The 16871-nt window shown below is 54.0% G+C and carries 14 protein-coding genes; 1 reads left to right on the forward strand and 13 read right to left on the reverse strand.

The genetic code is table 11. The features are described 5' to 3' along the window. Position 1: 1 nt before the first annotated feature. From G340_RS0100745 to G340_RS0100795, 11 genes are all read right to left on the reverse strand, one after another. Entirely contained in the window at positions 2-859 is an 858-nt protein-coding gene (locus tag G340_RS0100745; protein WP_020071737.1) for an NAD(+)/NADH kinase, read from the reverse strand. Beyond that, a complete protein-coding gene (locus tag G340_RS0100750) occupies positions 856-1677 on the reverse strand; it encodes a TlyA family RNA methyltransferase (RefSeq protein ID WP_020071738.1) in 822 nt (273 codons plus the stop codon). The genes G340_RS0100745 and G340_RS0100750 overlap by 4 nt, the downstream gene beginning before the upstream one ends. Beyond that, on the reverse strand, positions 1674-3533 hold the full coding sequence (dxs, locus tag G340_RS0100755; protein WP_033402118.1) for a 1-deoxy-D-xylulose-5-phosphate synthase: 1860 nt from the start codon (positions 3531-3533) through the stop codon (positions 1674-1676). Before dxs ends, G340_RS0100750 begins: the two co-directional genes overlap by 4 nt. A 32-nt stretch (positions 3534-3565) precedes the next feature. Further along, positions 3566-4426, reverse strand: a complete 861-nt coding sequence (folD, locus tag G340_RS0100760) for a bifunctional methylenetetrahydrofolate dehydrogenase/methenyltetrahydrofolate cyclohydrolase FolD (protein WP_020071740.1) — start codon at positions 4424-4426, stop codon at positions 3566-3568. A gap of 56 nt (positions 4427-4482) precedes the next feature. Further along, positions 4483-5598: a prolipoprotein diacylglyceryl transferase gene (gene lgt, locus G340_RS0100765; protein WP_020071741.1), complete on the reverse strand. Its 1116-nt coding sequence runs from the start codon at positions 5596-5598 to the stop codon at positions 4483-4485. Positions 5599-5614: 16 nt separating this feature from the next. Beyond that, positions 5615-6889: an EF-P 5-aminopentanol modification-associated protein YfmH gene (yfmH, locus tag G340_RS0100770; protein ID WP_020071742.1), complete on the reverse strand. Its 1275-nt coding sequence runs from the start codon at positions 6887-6889 to the stop codon at positions 5615-5617. Beyond that, positions 6886-8178 (reverse strand): EF-P 5-aminopentanol modification-associated protein YfmF, encoded by a 1293-nt coding sequence (yfmF, locus tag G340_RS0100775; protein WP_407635348.1) that lies wholly within the window; start codon positions 8176-8178, stop codon positions 6886-6888. Before yfmF ends, yfmH begins: the two co-directional genes overlap by 4 nt. A 301-nt stretch (positions 8179-8479) precedes the next feature. After that, positions 8480-9091, reverse strand: coding sequence for a zinc metalloprotease (locus G340_RS0100780; RefSeq protein ID WP_020071744.1), 612 nt, complete (start codon positions 9089-9091; stop codon positions 8480-8482). After that, the gene (locus G340_RS0100785; RefSeq protein ID WP_020071745.1) at positions 9091-10071 is read right to left on the reverse strand and encodes a M23 family metallopeptidase; all 981 of its coding nucleotides are present in this window, start codon (positions 10069-10071) and stop codon (positions 9091-9093) included. Before G340_RS0100785 ends, G340_RS0100780 begins: the two co-directional genes overlap by 1 nt. 215 nt (positions 10072-10286) lie before the next feature. Next, on the reverse strand, positions 10287-11678 hold the full coding sequence (gene gltA / locus G340_RS0100790; protein WP_020071747.1) for an NADPH-dependent glutamate synthase: 1392 nt from the start codon (positions 11676-11678) through the stop codon (positions 10287-10289). Then, entirely contained in the window at positions 11671-12519 is an 849-nt protein-coding gene (locus G340_RS0100795; protein ID WP_020071748.1) for a sulfide/dihydroorotate dehydrogenase-like FAD/NAD-binding protein, read from the reverse strand. Before G340_RS0100795 ends, gltA begins: the two co-directional genes overlap by 8 nt. A 488-nt stretch (positions 12520-13007) precedes the next feature. On the opposite strand from G340_RS0100795, the gene G340_RS0100800 reads away from it, so the two are divergent. Then, positions 13008-13535 carry a nitroreductase family protein gene (locus G340_RS0100800; protein WP_020071749.1) on the forward strand — a complete coding sequence of 176 codons (528 nt, stop codon included), beginning with the start codon at positions 13008-13010 and terminating at the stop codon, positions 13533-13535. A 251-nt stretch (positions 13536-13786) separates the two neighbouring features. Here the strand turns inward: G340_RS0100800 and spoIVA are convergent, their stop codons facing one another. Next, positions 13787-15265 carry a stage IV sporulation protein A gene (gene spoIVA / locus G340_RS0100810; RefSeq protein ID WP_020071751.1) on the reverse strand — a complete coding sequence of 493 codons (1479 nt, stop codon included), beginning with the start codon at positions 15263-15265 and terminating at the stop codon, positions 13787-13789. 42 nt (positions 15266-15307) lie between these two features. Then, positions 15308-16846, reverse strand: a complete 1539-nt coding sequence (locus G340_RS0100815) for a DUF3794 and LysM peptidoglycan-binding domain-containing protein (RefSeq protein ID WP_020071752.1) — start codon at positions 16844-16846, stop codon at positions 15308-15310. Positions 16847-16871 lie beyond the last annotated feature (25 nt).

A 16871-nucleotide genomic window follows, 5' to 3' on the forward strand; every position in this document is an offset into this window, starting at 1 on the left:
GTCACGCTCTCCGTTCTGAAAGTTTTTCATTCACTACTTCGTAAAAGGTTTGATATTTCAGGTCGATCAGGCTGACTGACCGGGCAGACTTTTGAAAGCGCACGCATTCGTTCTCTGTTACGGGGATCGTTGTTTCTCCGTCGAGAGTCAAAAAGATTTCGCTTTGCCCGTTCGGAACCGCAGTGATGTGCAAGGTGGTGTCCTCACCGAACACGACCGAGCGCGTCAGCAGAGAATGCGGGCAAATCGGGGTCAGCAGCAGGCAGCGCATGGCCGGTTCGATCACCGGGCCGCCTGCGGAAAGAGAATACGCCGTAGAGCCGGTCGGCGTTGCAACGATCAGACCGTCCGCACGGTAGTGACAAAGATTGTTGTTGTTATAAGAAACCTGAAAATCGAGGATTCTGCTTTGAGAGCCGCGGGAGATAACCCCTTCGTTCAGCGCGTAATACACATTTTGATACTGCTCGCTTTTTAGAGAGGCCTCGAGCATCAGGCGGCGCTCGACCTTATAGGTACCATCCAGCAGCTGATGCAGGCGGTGCAGCTGGTTCGGCTCCAGACCGGCCACAAACCCGAGCCTGCCGGCGTTCACGCCCAAAATCGGCTTGTCGGCCAGAGCGGCGTGCTTGGCCGCGTGGATGATCGTGCCGTCGCCGCCTACGGCGATCACAATATCGCACGCAGCTATCATGCCAGAAAAATCCTCAAAAAATTCAATATCGCGATACGGAAAGCTGGGGGAAAGAGCCGCGTTCATACAAACGTGGATTCCCAGACGGCGCAGCTCTTTCATAAGCTCCTGCGTCACCTGTTCCGCATTTGTTTTTGTCAGGTTGGGAATGACCGCTGCAATCAATGTGTATCACCGCCGTTTAGCTCGATGTGGGATCGCTCCACCAAATCCGACACGGATTGTCCGCTGACATCCTCCGGGCGCTCCGATTTCTGCAAATAGATCAAATACTCAATATTTCCCTCCGGCCCCTTGACCGGCGAGAAGGTAAGCCCCAGCACGGAAAACCCGTGCGCGAGGACGAAATCTCGAATTTTTACAATCACCTGTTCGTGAACCGCCGGGTCGCGAACCACGCCCTTTTTCCCAACTTTTTCCCGGCCGGCTTCAAACTGCGGCTTAATCAGGCAGAGCGCCCTCGCATGGTCGGAAAGAAAGGTTCTTGCCACCGGCAGCACCAGCGTCAGAGAGATAAAGGACACGTCCACACTGAAAAAATCGATGGGATCCGGCACCTGCTCCGAGGTTAAGTAACGCACATTCGTTCGCTCCAGGTTTACAACCCGGGGGTCTGTGCGCAGCTTCCATGCGAGCTGGCCGTAGCCGACATCTACCGAATACACCTTTTCTGCGCCGTTTTGCAGCATGCAGTCGGTAAAGCCGCCGGTAGACGCGCCAATGTCCATACAGGTAAGGCCGGAAAGATCGAGCGCGTACAGGCCGATCGCCTTTTCCAGCTTGAGGCCGCCGCGGCTGACATACCGCAGCCCCTGCCCGCGCACCTCTATGGCCGCAGCGGCGGGGAGCATGGTTCCCGGTTTGTCCGATTTCTGGTTATCCACATAAACGTTCCCCAGCATAATCAGGGTTTTCGCCTTTTCGCGGCTTTCAGCAAAGCCCTTTTCAAATACAAGGGTGTCGAGTCTTTTTTTCTCCGTCACTTTAAATACTCCGTTTGAATCCTGTGTTTCATGCCTTCGCTGTCAAGCTCCAGCTCTGCCAAAGACTGGCGCATGGTAGCCTGCTTGACAAAGCGGTTTTCCACCGCCTGCAGGGTCGTTTTTCCCGCATAATTCTGCCGGTACATCAGGTACAGAAAATGCTCACCCACTCCGCCTTGCCGGATGCCCTCCTCAAAAAAGAAGATGTGGCGGGCGCTCATGCAGGCGTTGAGCGCCTGCGGATCCACCGGGTGGATCCGGTTGAGCTTGATGATCCGAACCGAAACGCCTTCCTTTTGCAGCTTTTTTGCCGCAAGGCAGGCCATGGAAAAAATTCTGCCGTAGGTAACCAGCGCCACAGGTGCTTCGGGATCGCCGTATTCGTCGAAGGAGTTGCCCGTAATTGTAAAATCCTTCGGCTGGTACAGCTGGCCCCCACGGGGATAGCGCACCGCCGTGACCCCGGGACACTCGTAAACGGCCTGATGCAGCAGAAGCTCCAGCTCCCCATGATAGGCCGGGGAAAAAATGGTCGTGTTCGGGATGGCGCTGAGCAGGGAAACGTCGAACAAGCCCTGATGGGTTTCGCCGTCCTCGCCCACCACTCCGGCGCGGTCGACCGCGAGCGTTACCTTCAGGTTTTGCAGGGCCGCGTCGTGAATCACCTGATCGATGCCGCGCTGCAAAAAGCTGGAGTACACGGCAAACACCGGCAGCATTCCGCCGGCGGCAAGCCCGCCGGCAAAGGTGACGGCGTGCTCCTCCGCGATTCCAACGTCAAAAAAGCGATTCGGAAACGCCTTGTGGAAGCCGACAAGGCCGGTTCCGCTTTCCATGGCGGCCGTAATCGCACAGATGCGGTCGTCCTTTTTGGCCATGCCGCAAAGGGTTCTGCCGAATACCTTGGAGAAATTCTCACCGGAAGCCTGGGACTCCCCCGTTTTGATGTCGAAGCAGGAAACGCCGTGGAACGCATCCGGATTTTTCTCCGCAAAGGTGTAGCCCTTTCCCTTTGCGGTAATGACGTGCAGCAGAACGGGCCGATTGATCTCTTTTGCGCTTTGCAGCACGGAGATCATCTGCTCCACGTCATGCCCGTCATACGGGCCGTAATAGGCAAAGCCCATATCTTCAAACAAAGTACCCTTATAAAGCGCCTGCTTGAGCAGAGTTTTGGATTTTTGCAGAACATTGCTGATTGGCTCGCCGAGCACCGGCAGGTGATCGAGGATTCCCTCCACGGTTCCCTTTGCCTTCAGGTACCCCGGCTTCGTGCGGATATGCGCCAGATACCGGGCAATGGAGCCAACGTTTTTTGAAATCGACATTTTGTTGTCGTTGAGAATGACGATAAAGTTTTTCGGGAAGCGTCCCGCGTTGTTCAGCCCCTCATAAGCAAGGCCGCCGGTCAGGGCGCCGTCGCCGATCACCGCAACCACGCGGCCGGGGTCATGGTGTAGATTTTTTGCATTGGCCAGCCCCAAAGCGACCGAAATGGAGGTGCTGCTGTGGCCCGAATGAAACGGGTCGCAGTCGCTCTCTTTGGGGTTTGGGTAGCCCGAAAGCCCGCCCTGAGTGCGGATGGTACACAGCTGCTTTCTGCGCCCGGTCAGGATTTTGTGGGTGTAAGACTGATGCCCAACATCCCACACGATATTGTCAAACGGAACATCAAATACATAGTGCAGAGCAACGGTAAGCTCCACAACGCCCAGATTGGATGCCAGATGCCCGCCGTTTTTTGCCACAGTACGGATGATCTCCTGCCGGATTTCTCTGCACAGTATGTTCAGTTCATCCATTGTCAAGGATCGCAGATCCCTTGGGGATTCGATGCAATCTAATATTTTTTCCATCCAAGAAACCTCTGTTCATTGTAATGAAGGCATCATCCGGTGATTCCGCCGTGCCGTTTGGCTGCCTCCAGCGTGTTTTGCAGCAGCATGGCGACCGTCATCGGGCCAACGCCGCCGGGTACCGGAGTGATGTAAGACGCAACCGGCTCCACCGAAGCAAAATCCACGTCGCCGCACAGCCTGCCCTCTTCGTTGCGGTTCATTCCAACGTCGATGACGACAGCGCCGGGGCGAACCATGTCGCCGGTAATCAGGCCGGCCTGCCCCGCGGCGCTAACCAGAATATCCGCCTCGCGGCAGACCTGTGCCAAATTTTGCGTTTTGCTGTGGCAAATGGTAACGGTGGCGTCCGCATGCAGCAGCTGCATCGCCATCGGCTTGCCCACAATATTGCTGCGGCCCACCACAACACAGCGCCGCCCCGCCGGATCAATTCCGGATACGCGCAGCAGCTCCATAATCCCTGCAGGAGTGCAGGGAAGAAAAACAAAATCTCCGCGCATGATATGCCCAATATTTTTCGGGTGGAACGCGTCCACATCCTTATCGGGACGAATCCGGCCGACGAACCGGTTTGGATTCAAATGGCCCGGCAGCGGAAGCTGCAGCAGGATGCCGTCGATGTCCTCCCGGTCGTTCAGGGAATCAATCGTTTCTTCCAGCTCCTGCTGTGTGGCAGAGGCTGATAGCCGGTGTAATTTAAAGTCAATGCCGACCTCCTCGCAGGCCTTCCCTTTGTTTTTGACATACACTTCGGACGCGGAATCATCCCCTGCCAAAACAACGGCCAGGCCGGGGGTAATTCCCTGTTCTTCCTGCAGTGACTGGATCTCCTGCGCGATGCGTTTGCGCACTGCGGCAGCAATCGCCTTTCCATCAATCAATTGAGCCATAAAAGCCTCCCGTATTTTCCCCTTATTTCCGCTTCCCCACCAATTTGAGGCTCGGTTTATTCTTCATGTGTATCGGCGGACTCCTGTGCGGGAGTCTCTTCCGTTAGATTCTCTGCCGCTTGATCGGCTTGCTGCGGTGCGGCTTCATCAAAACCGGTTTCTTTTGCCGCGTCCTCTGCGGATGCCTGCGGTTGTGTTTCTTCAGATAGAATTTCTTCCGTTTTTTCTTCTTCCGATTCCCCTAATTCGGGCTTGGGCGTGATATCGCCGAAAATGGTGCTTTTCCCATCATCATCCGCACTCCCCGCCGCAGCAAAGACAATCCCGTTGAGGGCCATCACCTTGGGCGACCCAATGCCGGTCAGGCTGGTTTTGTTGCGGAAAAACGCCAGAAATGCCAGCGAAACCAGAACGGTGACAGCGGCCAGAAGCTGAGAAACCCGAAGGTTCAGAATCGGTGCGATCAGGCTGTCGGTACGCAGTCCTTCAATCCAGAAGCGGCCAAGGCCGTACCACATCAGGTACAGCAGAAAAACCTGCCCGTCGTATCTGCGCAGCCTGGTGGCAAACAGGTGCAGAAGGCCAAAGCCTACAAGGCACCACAGAGATTCATACAAAAAGCAGGGGTGAACCGGGCCCTCGACAACCAGGCGCGTGCGGTCACTGATCATGCCCCAGGGCAGATCGGTCGCAGTGCCGAAAGCCTCCTGATTCACATAGTTGCCCCAACGGCCTACGGTTTGTCCAATCAAAAAGCCGAGGGCCGCCAGATCGAGAACGGCGGCGATTTTCAGGCCGCGCAGCTTTGCCATCAGCGCGCCGCAGAGCAGCCCGCCGATGATCCCGCCGTAAATGCCAAGACCGCCGTTCCAAATATACAGAATGCTGAGAGGATCCTTCACGTATTGGTCGCCGGGATAAAAGATAACGTAGTACAGTCTGGCGCCGATGATTCCGCCGATCATACCGACGATCACGGCGTCGATCAGCCTGTCCTGGTCAACGTTGAACTTTTTGCAGCTGAACATCAGATACAAAAAGGCCAGTAAAAATCCCATTGCAATAATGACGCCATACCACTGAATCGTAAAGCTGCCGATCGAAAAGGCGGTTGGGTTTATGTTGAAGTCGAGTCCCATTTTAGGGAACTCGACGGTATGAACCTGGTACATGAAAGGTTGCCTCCAATTATTTGATAGGGAAAACCACCGATAGAGCGGAATTTTCCGTGAGGAGCTGTTCTTCCAACCGTTTCTGAACATCCGGAAGCTGAACGGCAGCCAGCGCGTCGATATAAGAGAACAGCTCGCGCTCTGCAAACGTCAGGGAAATCATGGCGTTCGCAATGGCCTCGGCGCTGTTGAGCGCAGCTACGTTGCGCCCGTACACTGCTTTTCTGGCTCTTTCAAAGGCCTCGGCGGGAATTCCTTCCCTGCGCAGACGCTCGACTTCGCCCCGGATTTCTTTCGCGACGGCGTCCGGATCTTTCGATTCTCCGGAAAAGATCACGGCGGCATAACCCGGCCCCTCAAAGTATTCGCTGCCGAAGGAGGCGGTGTTGATCAGATTCTGATCCAGCAGGCGGCGGTACAGCGGAGACGCGTCGGAAGCAAGGAGCTCCAGCAGAACATCCGTCTGCGCCAGCTCCTGAACGGTACGGCGACGCGCTGGCTCTTTAAAGCCAAGCTGGAACAGTGGAATCGTAACAGAAAGCTTCTGCTCCACGCGCTCCTGCACCACACCGGCAGGCTCTTCCTCAAAAATGCGCTCCACCTCAATCTGCTCCGAGGGTTTGAGCATTTTATCGCACAGCTCCAAAACGCGCTCGGGATCAATATTCCCAGCGACGCACAGAGCCATATTATTCAGATTATAAAACGTGTGGTAGCAGCGGTACAGATACTCCGGCGTAATTTCCGCAATGCTCTCCACCGTACCGGCAATATCGATCTTCACCGGGTGGTGGTGATACAGGGCCTTGAGCAGATTAAACATAACCCTCCACTGCGGGTCGTCGTCGTACATCCGGATTTCCTGGCCGATGATTCCCTGCTCCTTCTGCACGGTCTGTTCCGTAAAATACGGGGACTGCACAAAGTCCAGCAGGATTTCGAGGGACTCATACACGTTCTCGGTGCAGGAGAATAAATAGCAGGTCATGTCGAACGAGGTATACGCGTTGGCGGAGGCTCCGGTTTTTGCATAACGCGCAAAAGCGTCCCCGTCCTCGCTCTCAAACAGCTTGTGCTCCAAAAAATGTGCGATTCCCTCGGGAACTTTGCAGATTTCCTTTTCATCGGAGCGCCGGAAGGTGGTGTCCACCGAGCCGTAGCGGGTACCGAAGATGGCGTAGGTTGAGTTGCTCCCCTCTTTCGGGTAAACAAAAATACGCAGGCCGCTCGGGTGTTTGATGCTGTAGTAGCTGTCCTGTACGCGTTCGTTCGTGATTTTTTCCATTCTCATTCCGCTGCCTCCTCCTTTCCGACCATGCGGTAGACCGTATCCAGAACCACGCGGTTTGCGGCCTGAACCACCTGCTCCATGGTAACGGAGCTGATTTCTTCGGCCGCTTCCTCCGGCGACTGGATCTTTTCGCAGAACGCCTGAGAAACATACCAGTTCTCAAGGCCGCCCAGGTAATCCCCCACAGTGCGGTAGCTGTTGCAGATACTCAGCTTTGCCGCGAGGAGCTCCTCCTCCGTCACGTTTCCGGCACGGATTTCATCCAGCTGGCCGAGGATTTCCGTCTTGGCCCGGTCGATATTTTCCGTCTCCACGCCGCTTTCGATCAAAACAATTCCCTTGTTCCAGTCATAGCGGGAGGCGCAGTAGTAGCAAAGGCTCAGCTTTTCGCGAACGTTTAAAAACAGCTTGGAGCTGGGTGTGCCGCCGAGCACCGCAGACATCAGCTTGGTGGAAGCCACCGCGTCCTGCGGAACGGCGGCTCCGGCGCGGAGCCCCAGAACCAGTTTGGACTGGGCAACCTCCATTGTATCGGTAAATTCGCGCGGCTTTGCCACTTCCTTGATGATTTCCGTATGCAGCTCCGGCACAGGAGTGCGGTCGAGCTTTTTGAACGCGTTCAAAAAGCTGTCGTAAATCGGTACCGGGTCGCAGTCGCCGAGCGCCATGATCTCAATGCGGGCGGTGCGCAGCACGCGCTCCCATACCTTGGTCATCTCTTCCCGCCGCAGGGCCGTCACGTCCTCACGGCTGCCATAGCGGTTAATTCCGAAGGCTTCACGGTCACACATCAGCTCTTCGCAGCGCAGGCGCGCAAAGGTGCGTTTATCGTTGAAATCAGAATCGATCATTTCGATCGTCTGTCTTTTTTCCTGTTCAAAGCCGTCCTCCGGGAACAGCCCGTCCACAAGCGGCGGATCAAATAAGATGCTGCACAGCAGATGTGAAAGCTCTGCTGAAATGCTTTCTCCCTCCAGCGCGTAGCGGTCCGCAAGACCGGCCACCGCAACGGAAAGCACCTGGGCCTCTCCCAGCTTGCGCACATCGGCGTGAATCGCCGCGCCATACAGCTCCGAGAGGCGCTCATTCAAGCGTGTAAAATCCGGATATTCCCGGCTTGCACGACTCAATAAAAAAGGAAGCAGCGCGTGTGCCGCCGCCGTTTCTTTCTCCAAAGGCAACATGAAATTGACTGCAATACGCAGAGTTTTGAATCTGGTATCCGGAATACTGCGAAAACGGATCCCCTCAGTAACAGGATACTCCTCTGTTTTTATCATTTCTCTCATCTCCCTACCCGGCGATCAGCGGGGCCCTGGCAAACTGCCCAAACCGGCCGCAGACCTCCGTTTTCCTTTATCATTCCCGATTTATCGCTTTTCAGAACAAACCGGACATTAAAAAACAGAATATAACTTCAATCATGATTATATCATAAATTTCCAATATGAGATTATAAAAATACGAAATCCAGATATAAAATACATTCGCCCACACCGTGAGGTTATTATAACACAATGCCCGCTTAGATAAAAGCAACAATATTCTAAATATTTTGTGAATCAAATGATACGGCGCCTCGGCGGCCCGTTAAAAATATCTTCCCTTTTTCAGCAGAAGCATCAGCATCAGGTATCCGCTGACAATCAGCAAAGAAAAATTATAGCGCGACTCCAGTAAAACCAGAAACCCGGCCAGTGCAGTCGGAAGAATCACAAAGAAAGAAACGATCTCAACGATTTTTTCGCAGGTTTCCGCCGGGTATTTTCTGCAAAGCAGGGCATACAGAGTTTGGCCGCCGTCCAGCGGGCCGACCGGCAGTCCGTTTAAAAGCGCGAGCATCAGGTTCGCCGCGGCCAGATTCACCAGATACAGCGAGCGCGTCAGCTCATACCCTATCCAGCAGAGCACAAAAAAGAACAGGCTTGCCAAAGGGCCCGCTGCGGCGATCCAGGCATCCTGACGATAATTGCGGCAGCTGCCGCTTTTCTGGCAGATCTCGAGGCCAAACAAACTCATAGAGAGTCGCTCCGGCGGAGTGCCCACGAGCGACATCATCAGCAGATGCCCGCTTTCATGCAGAATCACCGCGACCAGCCCAATTCCGGCCATTCCGCTTCTGTCTAAAAACAGAGACAGCGTTACCAGCGCCATAAACCAGAACTGCACGGTAACCCGGCAGCCGCCAACCGTGAAGCGCATCAGACCGTCCTGTTTTTCAACAGCGGCTGCGGATCATAGCAGATGCCGGACAGAATCAGTTCAAAATGTACGTGCGGGCCGGTCGAATCTCCGGTGCTGCCAACCAGCGCGATGGGCTGGGAATAGGTAACGGTATCCCCCTTTTGGACCAGCAGCTTTTCGCAGTGCGCGTATCTCGTTTCAATATTGGAGCCGTGGTCGATGAGAAGGTATTTTCCGTAGGAGGAATTCTCTCCGCTGAATACCACCTTGCCGGGCATTGCGGGCACAATGCGGCTGTCGGCGTCAGCGGCAATATCGATGCCCAGATGAATGCCGCCGTCTCTCGGGCCAAAGCCGGAGGTGATCACGCCATTTTTCACCGGGGTATCGAGAAACACAGAAACAAACACCGGCGTTTTGGAGGAAACGCTGGTGGTATAGGCAACCCCGGAAACCGCGGAAGAAATATCCGGCAGTGAGGAGGACGGCGCGGATGAAGGAGCAGAAGAAGCTGGTGCGGAGGACTCCGGCTCGGAAGATTCCGAAACAGAAGATGCCTGCTTCCCCTGCTCTGCCGGGGAAGCGGAGAAAAACTGCACCCAGGTGCGGGTAAATTCATTGAAGGATTCCTGCGCGATGATGGAATCCCCGGCGTGGCTCAGGTACCATTCGCGAATGCTCTGGTAGGCGTTCCCGCCTGTGATTTTCAAAAGCATGACGGTTACCAAAACGGTGATACAGAGCAGCATCTGTACAAAAATCAGCATCTTCTTCGGCTTTTTCTTCTGCTGCAGCTGGAAATCCTCTTCGTCCTCCTCGTATCCCTGGGGCTTTATGTAATGGTAATCGTAGTTATACTCGTAGCCGTCCTCATCGATTCTGTCCGTTTTGTCGTAGCGGCTGCCGGTATCATCGGATTCACTGTAAATATCATTTGCCCGATTCAATCTGATGTTATCATCTTCCCTGCCGTCTGTTCTGTTATACTTACGATTCATTTGGATATCCCTCCCGTCAACTCTATTTATATGACAGCAAGTACCAAAAGAGAACGCAGAACCTTTTTCTCTCACAAACAGATAGATTTTCAGACTGCGGCATTTTCGGTTGATGCTGCAATGTAATATACAAAAGAATTCTTTTGTATATTATTTTTGATAAAAAAGAATCCGCTGCTTTGTAAGCGGCGGATTCCCGATCGGTTCAGGTTCAATTACTTTTTACTCTTGATGTATTCGTCGATGGAATTTGCGGCGCGCTTGCCCTCACCCATCGCCAGAATAACGGTTGCAGCGCCGGTTACCGCGTCTCCGCCTGCAAATACGCCCTCGCGGGTGGTTTGCAGTGTTTCTTCGTTGACAACCAGACAGCCGTGGCGGTTTGCCTCAAGGCCCTCCGTTGTTTTTCGGAGCAGCGGATTCGGCGAATTGCCGATGGCCATGACAACGCAGTCCACCGGCAGGCGGAAGTTCGAGCCTTCTACCTCCACCGGCTTGCGGCGGCCGCTCGCGTCGGGCTCGCCGAGCTCCATGCGGATGCACTCGATCTCGGTCACTCTGCCGTTTTCGTCACCGTGAATGGCAACCGGATTCGTCAGCAGGCGGAAATCGATCTCTTCCTCCTTGGCGTGATGAATTTCCTCACGGCGAGCAGGCATCTGCTCCTCTGCACGGCGGTATACGATATATACATTTTCGGCGCCCAGGCGCTTTGCGCTGCGGGCCGCGTCCATTGCAACATTTCCGCCGCCGCATACGGCGACGTTCTTCGGCTGGATGATCGGGGTATCGTACCCCTCCTTGTACGCCTTCATCAGATTGATGCGGGTCAAAAACTCGTTGGCGGAATACACGCCGACAAGGCTCTCTCCCGGAATATTCATAAAGCTCGGCAGCCCGGCGCCGGAGCCGATAAAGACTGCCTCAAAGCCCATCTCGAACAGCTCGTCCACAGAAAGAACCTTGCCGATCACCATATTGGTTTCGATCGTCACTCCATTGGATTTGAGCAGATCGATTTCCTTCTGCACAATTTCTTTCGGCAGACGGAACTGCGGAATGCCGTACATCAGTACGCCGCCCGCGGTATGCAGAGCCTCGAAAACGGTGACGGAATAGCCCATCGCGTTCAGATCGCCGGCACAGGTAAGGCCTGCGGGGCCCGCGCCGACAATGGCAACCCTATGTCCGTTGCGCTCTGTTTTCACAGGCGTTCTTTCGCGGTGATTCATGTACCAGTCCGCAACATAACGCTCCAGGCGGCCGATTCCGACCGGCTCGTGCTTAATACCGCGCACGCACTTGGCTTCACACTGCGTCTCCTGCGGGCACACACGACCGCAAACCGCAGGCAGAGAGCTTGTGGAGGTAATGATTTGGTAAGCCTTCTCCAAATCTCCCTCTGTAATGCAACGGATGAATTCGGGAATTCTGATATTGACCGGACATCCGCTCACGCAGGGCTTATGTTTACACTGCAGGCAGCGCTGTGCTTCTTCCATCGCCATTTCGTCGGTGTATCCCAGAGTAACCTCTTCAAAATTATGATTGCGCACCAGCGGGTCCTGTTCCGGCATCGGTGTTTTTTTCGGATTCATATTAGCCATTTTTTGCGCCCTCCATCAGATGACAGTTGTATTCGCGGGTCGCTCTCGCTTCATCTTCCCTGTAAGTTCTGGTGCGAAGGATCGCTTCGTCGAAATCCACCAGATGGCCGTCGAAATCGGGACCGTCCACACAGGCGAATTTGGTCTCGCCGCCTACTGTTACGCGGCAGCCACCGCACATGCCGGTGCCGTCGATCATAATCGGGTTCATGCTGATGATCGTCTTAATGCCGTACGGCTTTGTCAAATTGCTGACCGCGCGCATCATGGGCAGCGGGCCGATCGCAACCACCAGATCATAATCGGCGCCGGCATCAATCTGCGCCTTTAACGCGTCGGTGACAAAGCCCTTGTTGCCGTTGGAGCCGTCGTCGGTCATCAGGAACAGATTGTCGCTCGCCGCGCGCATTTCCTCCTCCAGAATGATGATATCCTGGCTGCGGAAGCCGGCGATCATATCGACATGAGCGCCCATTTCATGCAGGGCCTTTGCCTGCGGGTACGCAATTGCGCAGCCCGCGCCGCCGCCGATCACCGCGGCCTTTTTGTATCCTTCCAGGTGAGAGGCTGTGCCGAGGGGCCCGATAAAATCCAGAATCTTTTCCCCTTCCTCCAACTGGTCAAGCAGCAGAGTCGTTTTTCCCACCTTTTGGAAAATGATCGTAATCGTACCCGCTTCGCGGTCGTAGTCTGCAATTGTCAGCGGAATTCTTTCACCGAATTCATTGACACGCAGGATGATGAATTGCCCTGCCTTCGCTTTTTTTGCGATAAACGGCGCTTCCACCTCCATTAATGTCATGGTATCGTTCAGTCTTCGCTTTTTTAAAATTGGGAACATTCTGCCACTTCCTTTTATAGAGTATTGACTCGTGCAATATAAGCCACATGCGTATGACAACGATTGCAGAGATAACTTTTCAGCTATTTTATTATATCCTTCTTATGCTTTAAATGCAAGAAAAGTCATATGGCAGAAGCACCAAAAAAGGAAAAGGAATTCTTGCATCCCGGAAAAAAGAGCGATATAATAAAGACAAAGAACGGTATTTTTGGTTCTGTTTGGTAATTACAATTTCTGACAGATCGATTATACTCAAACTTAAATACCGCGAAGTAACATCCACCTTAAAACAAAAAAGCGCGCGCCGCCGACGGAAAGATCCAATGAAGGACTGATTCTGATGGAAAGCGCGCAAAACGGAAATACTATGCTATTCAGCCCGGGGGCGTGATCGCTCCGTGACATTTTTTATTCGCGCTGTTTTCAGCGGAGCCGCGACGGCTGAGCGAAAAACAGCAAACATCTTTTACTCAGGAGGTTGCAATATGAGCTTTTTGGAATTGGCAAAGGACAGGTATTCGATGAGAAAATTCAGCGACAAGCCTGTGGAGCAGGATAAGCTGGATTTGATTTTAGAAGCGGGCCGGATTGCCCCCACCGCCCACAACAGTCAGCCGCAGAGAATTCTGGTGCTGAACACTCCCGCGGAGATGGAGCTTCTGACAAAATGCTGCCCATTCCGTTTTCACCAGACTCTGGCGCTTGTGGTGTGCTATGAAAAAGAAGTGAGCTGGAAGCGCAAGGATTACGACAACGCCGACAGCGGCGAGGTAGATATGGGCATTGTCGGCACGCACATGATTCTTCAGGCCAGTGAGCTGGGGATCGGCTCGACCTGGGTGATGCAATTTGATCCGCAGGCGGTGCGCCGCGAGTTCCATATTCCCGAGGCGCTGGTTCCCATGGCCATTCTGATGATGGGCTACCCCAATGAGGAAGCAAAGCCCAGCAGACTGCATAACGACCGCTTAGAGCTTTCCAAAACGGTATTCTATCACACCTTTCAGGGCTGACGACAAAATAGAAGGAGTTCCGTTTTCGGCTTGTTCAAGCCTCTGTTTGCGGTGAACGGCCGAAAAAGGCCAGGAATCCTTCTCGCCGCCTGCGGCAGAGAGAAATTTCTGTTTTCTCAAAAAAGAATCGATCGTAAAGAAAAAGCCGCGCTCTGTCTTGGCCCAATGATAGCCAATGCAGAGCGCGGCTTTTTCTGTTTGGGGTGAAATAAATCAGCTTACTCCCTGCGGAGCAAAGAGATCGCGTTATGTTACAGGATGATACAAATGAGACCGTTGCAGCCGTCGTTGATGATACGCTCGATCGTTTCCTTCATCTTGTCGCGCGCGTCGGCCGGCATGCGGTACAGCTTGTTATGCATTCCCTCGTTGACCAGCTCATGCAGAGACTTGCCGAAGATATTCGACTCCCAGATTTTAACGGGGCTTTCCTCGAATTCCTTCATCATGGACATGACAAGCTCTTCCGACTGCTGCTCCGAGCCTACAATGGGCGTCAGCTCCGTTGTGATTTTGGTGCGGATCAAATGGATCGACGGCGCGGCCGCTCTGAGGCGGACACCGTACTTGCCGCCCTGCTTGATGATCTCGGGCTCTTCCAGGCTCATCTCGTCGATCGTCGGCATCATAATTCCGTAGCCGGTATCGAGTACATCCTGGTAGGCGTCTCGAATCTTGTCATATTCCATCTTGATTTTTGCCAGCTCCAGAACGGAGGAGAGCAGCTCGCCCTCGTTGTGCAGCTCCAGCCCCGTCTGCTCGCCGAGGATGCGGTAGAACAGGTCGTTTTTCAGCTGGATTCCGATTCTGGCACAACCGGTTCCCAAATCGACGGAAAGCGTCTGCGCGGAGCCGACGTGCTCGCATTTCGACACGTCATCCACCAAGCCCCCAACCTCGCGGATGCGCGAGATTTTCGAGGCGGACTGCTGAATGATCTGGAAGATCGCGGAGCGCAGCCAGTGCTTCTTTTCGAGCGTAGAGAGCCAGTGCGGCATTTCGACTTTGATTTCCTTGACCGGGAACTCGAACAGGATCTTTGCCAGAACATCGCGGATTTCCTTTTCGTTCAGCTCGAGGCAGTTCACCGGCTGCACGGGAACCTTGTAGCGCTTCTGCATGTTTTCCGCCAGCGCCTGAGACTGCGGCGCAGTGGGGTTTGTGCAGTTGAGAAGAATGATAAAGGGCTTTTTGATTTCCTTGAGCTCCGAAACAACGCGCTCTTCCGCCTCTTCATATTCTTCCCGCGGAATTTCGCTGATGCTGCCGTCCGTCGTAATGAGCAGCCCGATGGTGGAATGCTCGGTAATGACCTTTTGCGTGCCGATTTCCGCCGCCATATTGAAGGGGATCGGCTCGTCGTACCACGGGGTGCGGATCATGCGCGGCAGATCGTTTTCAATATACCCCAGCGCGCTGGGAACAATGTAGCCCACGCAGTCGATCATGCGCACGCGGAACGTGGCGCTGTCGTCAATATTTACGGTGACCGCCTGCTCCGGAATGAATTTTGGTTCCGTCGTCATAATGGTGCGGCCCGCGGCGGATTGAGGCATTTCATCGATCGCGCGGTCACGCCGGCTGTTTTCGTCCATGTTGGGGATGACGATGGTATCCATGAACTTTTTGATGAAGGTAGATTTGCCCGTGCGAACCGGGCCGACCACACCAATATAAATATCACCGTTGGTGCGTTCCGAAATATCTTGATAAATATTGCGCTCTTCCATTTTACCTCCCCCTCAGGCAGAGAATTTTATTTTTGGGATCGCTTACATTGGAATTAAAAGCATCCCCCTATTCTCAGCAAAATCTTCCTCCAGCTCGTTTTCCTTTTGAATTGCGGAAACGGAGGTGCAGTAGCGCCGGGCAATGTCCCAAAGGCTCTCTCCCGCGTCTGCAAAATAGATGGTTAGTGCGGCGGAGTTATCTTTTTTACGCGTTTTGGTTTCGTCCGCGTTTGCGCCCGCAATCATTCTGTGGCTGCTGGATTGGAACACGGCGGCGGTCAGCTTGAGCTCGGTCTTTACTTCAATTCCCGTGCCGCCGGTAATTCGGAAGCTGATATTGCTGATCTCTACCCGGGGTGCGCAGAAGACTCCACCCTCTTTTTTGCGCCACTCATGGCTGGCGGTGAAGTCGACGACCCGTTCAAAGTAGAAAGGCTTCTCCTGTGCGTTGAGTGCGAGAATGCACAGATTCAGCTTGCCGGTAAAACGAATTTGGTTTTCCTCTTCCTCTGCGGAAACACTGCTGATCTCGTTCCAGACGTCGATCACCTTCGTGATGCCGCCTTCGCCGATATCGAAGCTGTTCTTTTGCGTAACGGAGTCGTTGATCATCTCGATCAGCCGGAAGACCGGCTTCGACTGCGTCTGGGTTTCCAGCTCATATTGAGTGGAATAGGCGTCCGTTACAATGGCGATTTCCGTGTCCTCGTATGCCATCAGGTTGGCCGCCAGGCGAACCTCGGCCTCAAACAGCGTGTTTTCTCCGGAGGAGTCGCTCTTGATCTGCAGATCATTGCTCAGCACGTTGACGCTCACATCGCAGAGGTTCCCCTCCTCCAGTCCATCGCCGTCCACCATCTGGCTGTAGGGAATCACATATTCCATCGCCTCGGGGAGCATATCCTCCGATTCGGGAGCATACAAAAGCTTAACGCTCACTTCGCCCTTGACGATCAGCTTGCCGGAGACCACCTTGTAATCCGAAATGGTCGCCGTTGCGCCGGAGCGAATGATGTTATTGGCCGGCGGCTTGCTGTCGCTGATCTCCAGTACTTCAGAAACAGAAAACTGCTGCTGCGCAATCGACGTTACCTGGCTGGCCGGGATTTGCTCCTGCTTTTGCTGAATGTCATCGCCCTCAATATTGCTCACAAATTCATTGTTTACCTTTTCCGCCACCTTGGCGCAGATGGAAAACGCCCCGTGAATATCCAGACGGCGCGGACTCGTTGCCCGGCAGTTGATGTATTCCACACGCGAGCTGGTAAATATGACCGCATTGTCGGTCTGCTTCTTCAGCGGAATCGACGCCGAAAACGGCTTGACATTTTCGCAGCACCGGATACAGCTGCCGCCGGAATCCAGATAAATCACCTTAATCGCCGCGGAGCCCTCGATCTCCAGGTGATCCCCGATGATGCTCCTGCCGGTAATGCGGGGGCAAACCTGGCACTTCAGGATGCGTTGAATGTCGGGACAATAATCAGGAAGGCTGAAATCCAGGTCGATTGGCTGTTCCTGGCAACCGTCAAATATGATCTCACTTGCGCAGATGGACTGCCGGTTGAGTGTATACTCCATAGAGTTTCTCTCCTTTTCCTGTTTC

Origin of the sequence: Faecalispora sporosphaeroides DSM 1294 (assembly GCA_000383295.1) — a bacterium.
GTDB classification, from domain to species: domain Bacteria; phylum Bacillota; class Clostridia; order Oscillospirales; family Acutalibacteraceae; genus Faecalispora; species Faecalispora sporosphaeroides.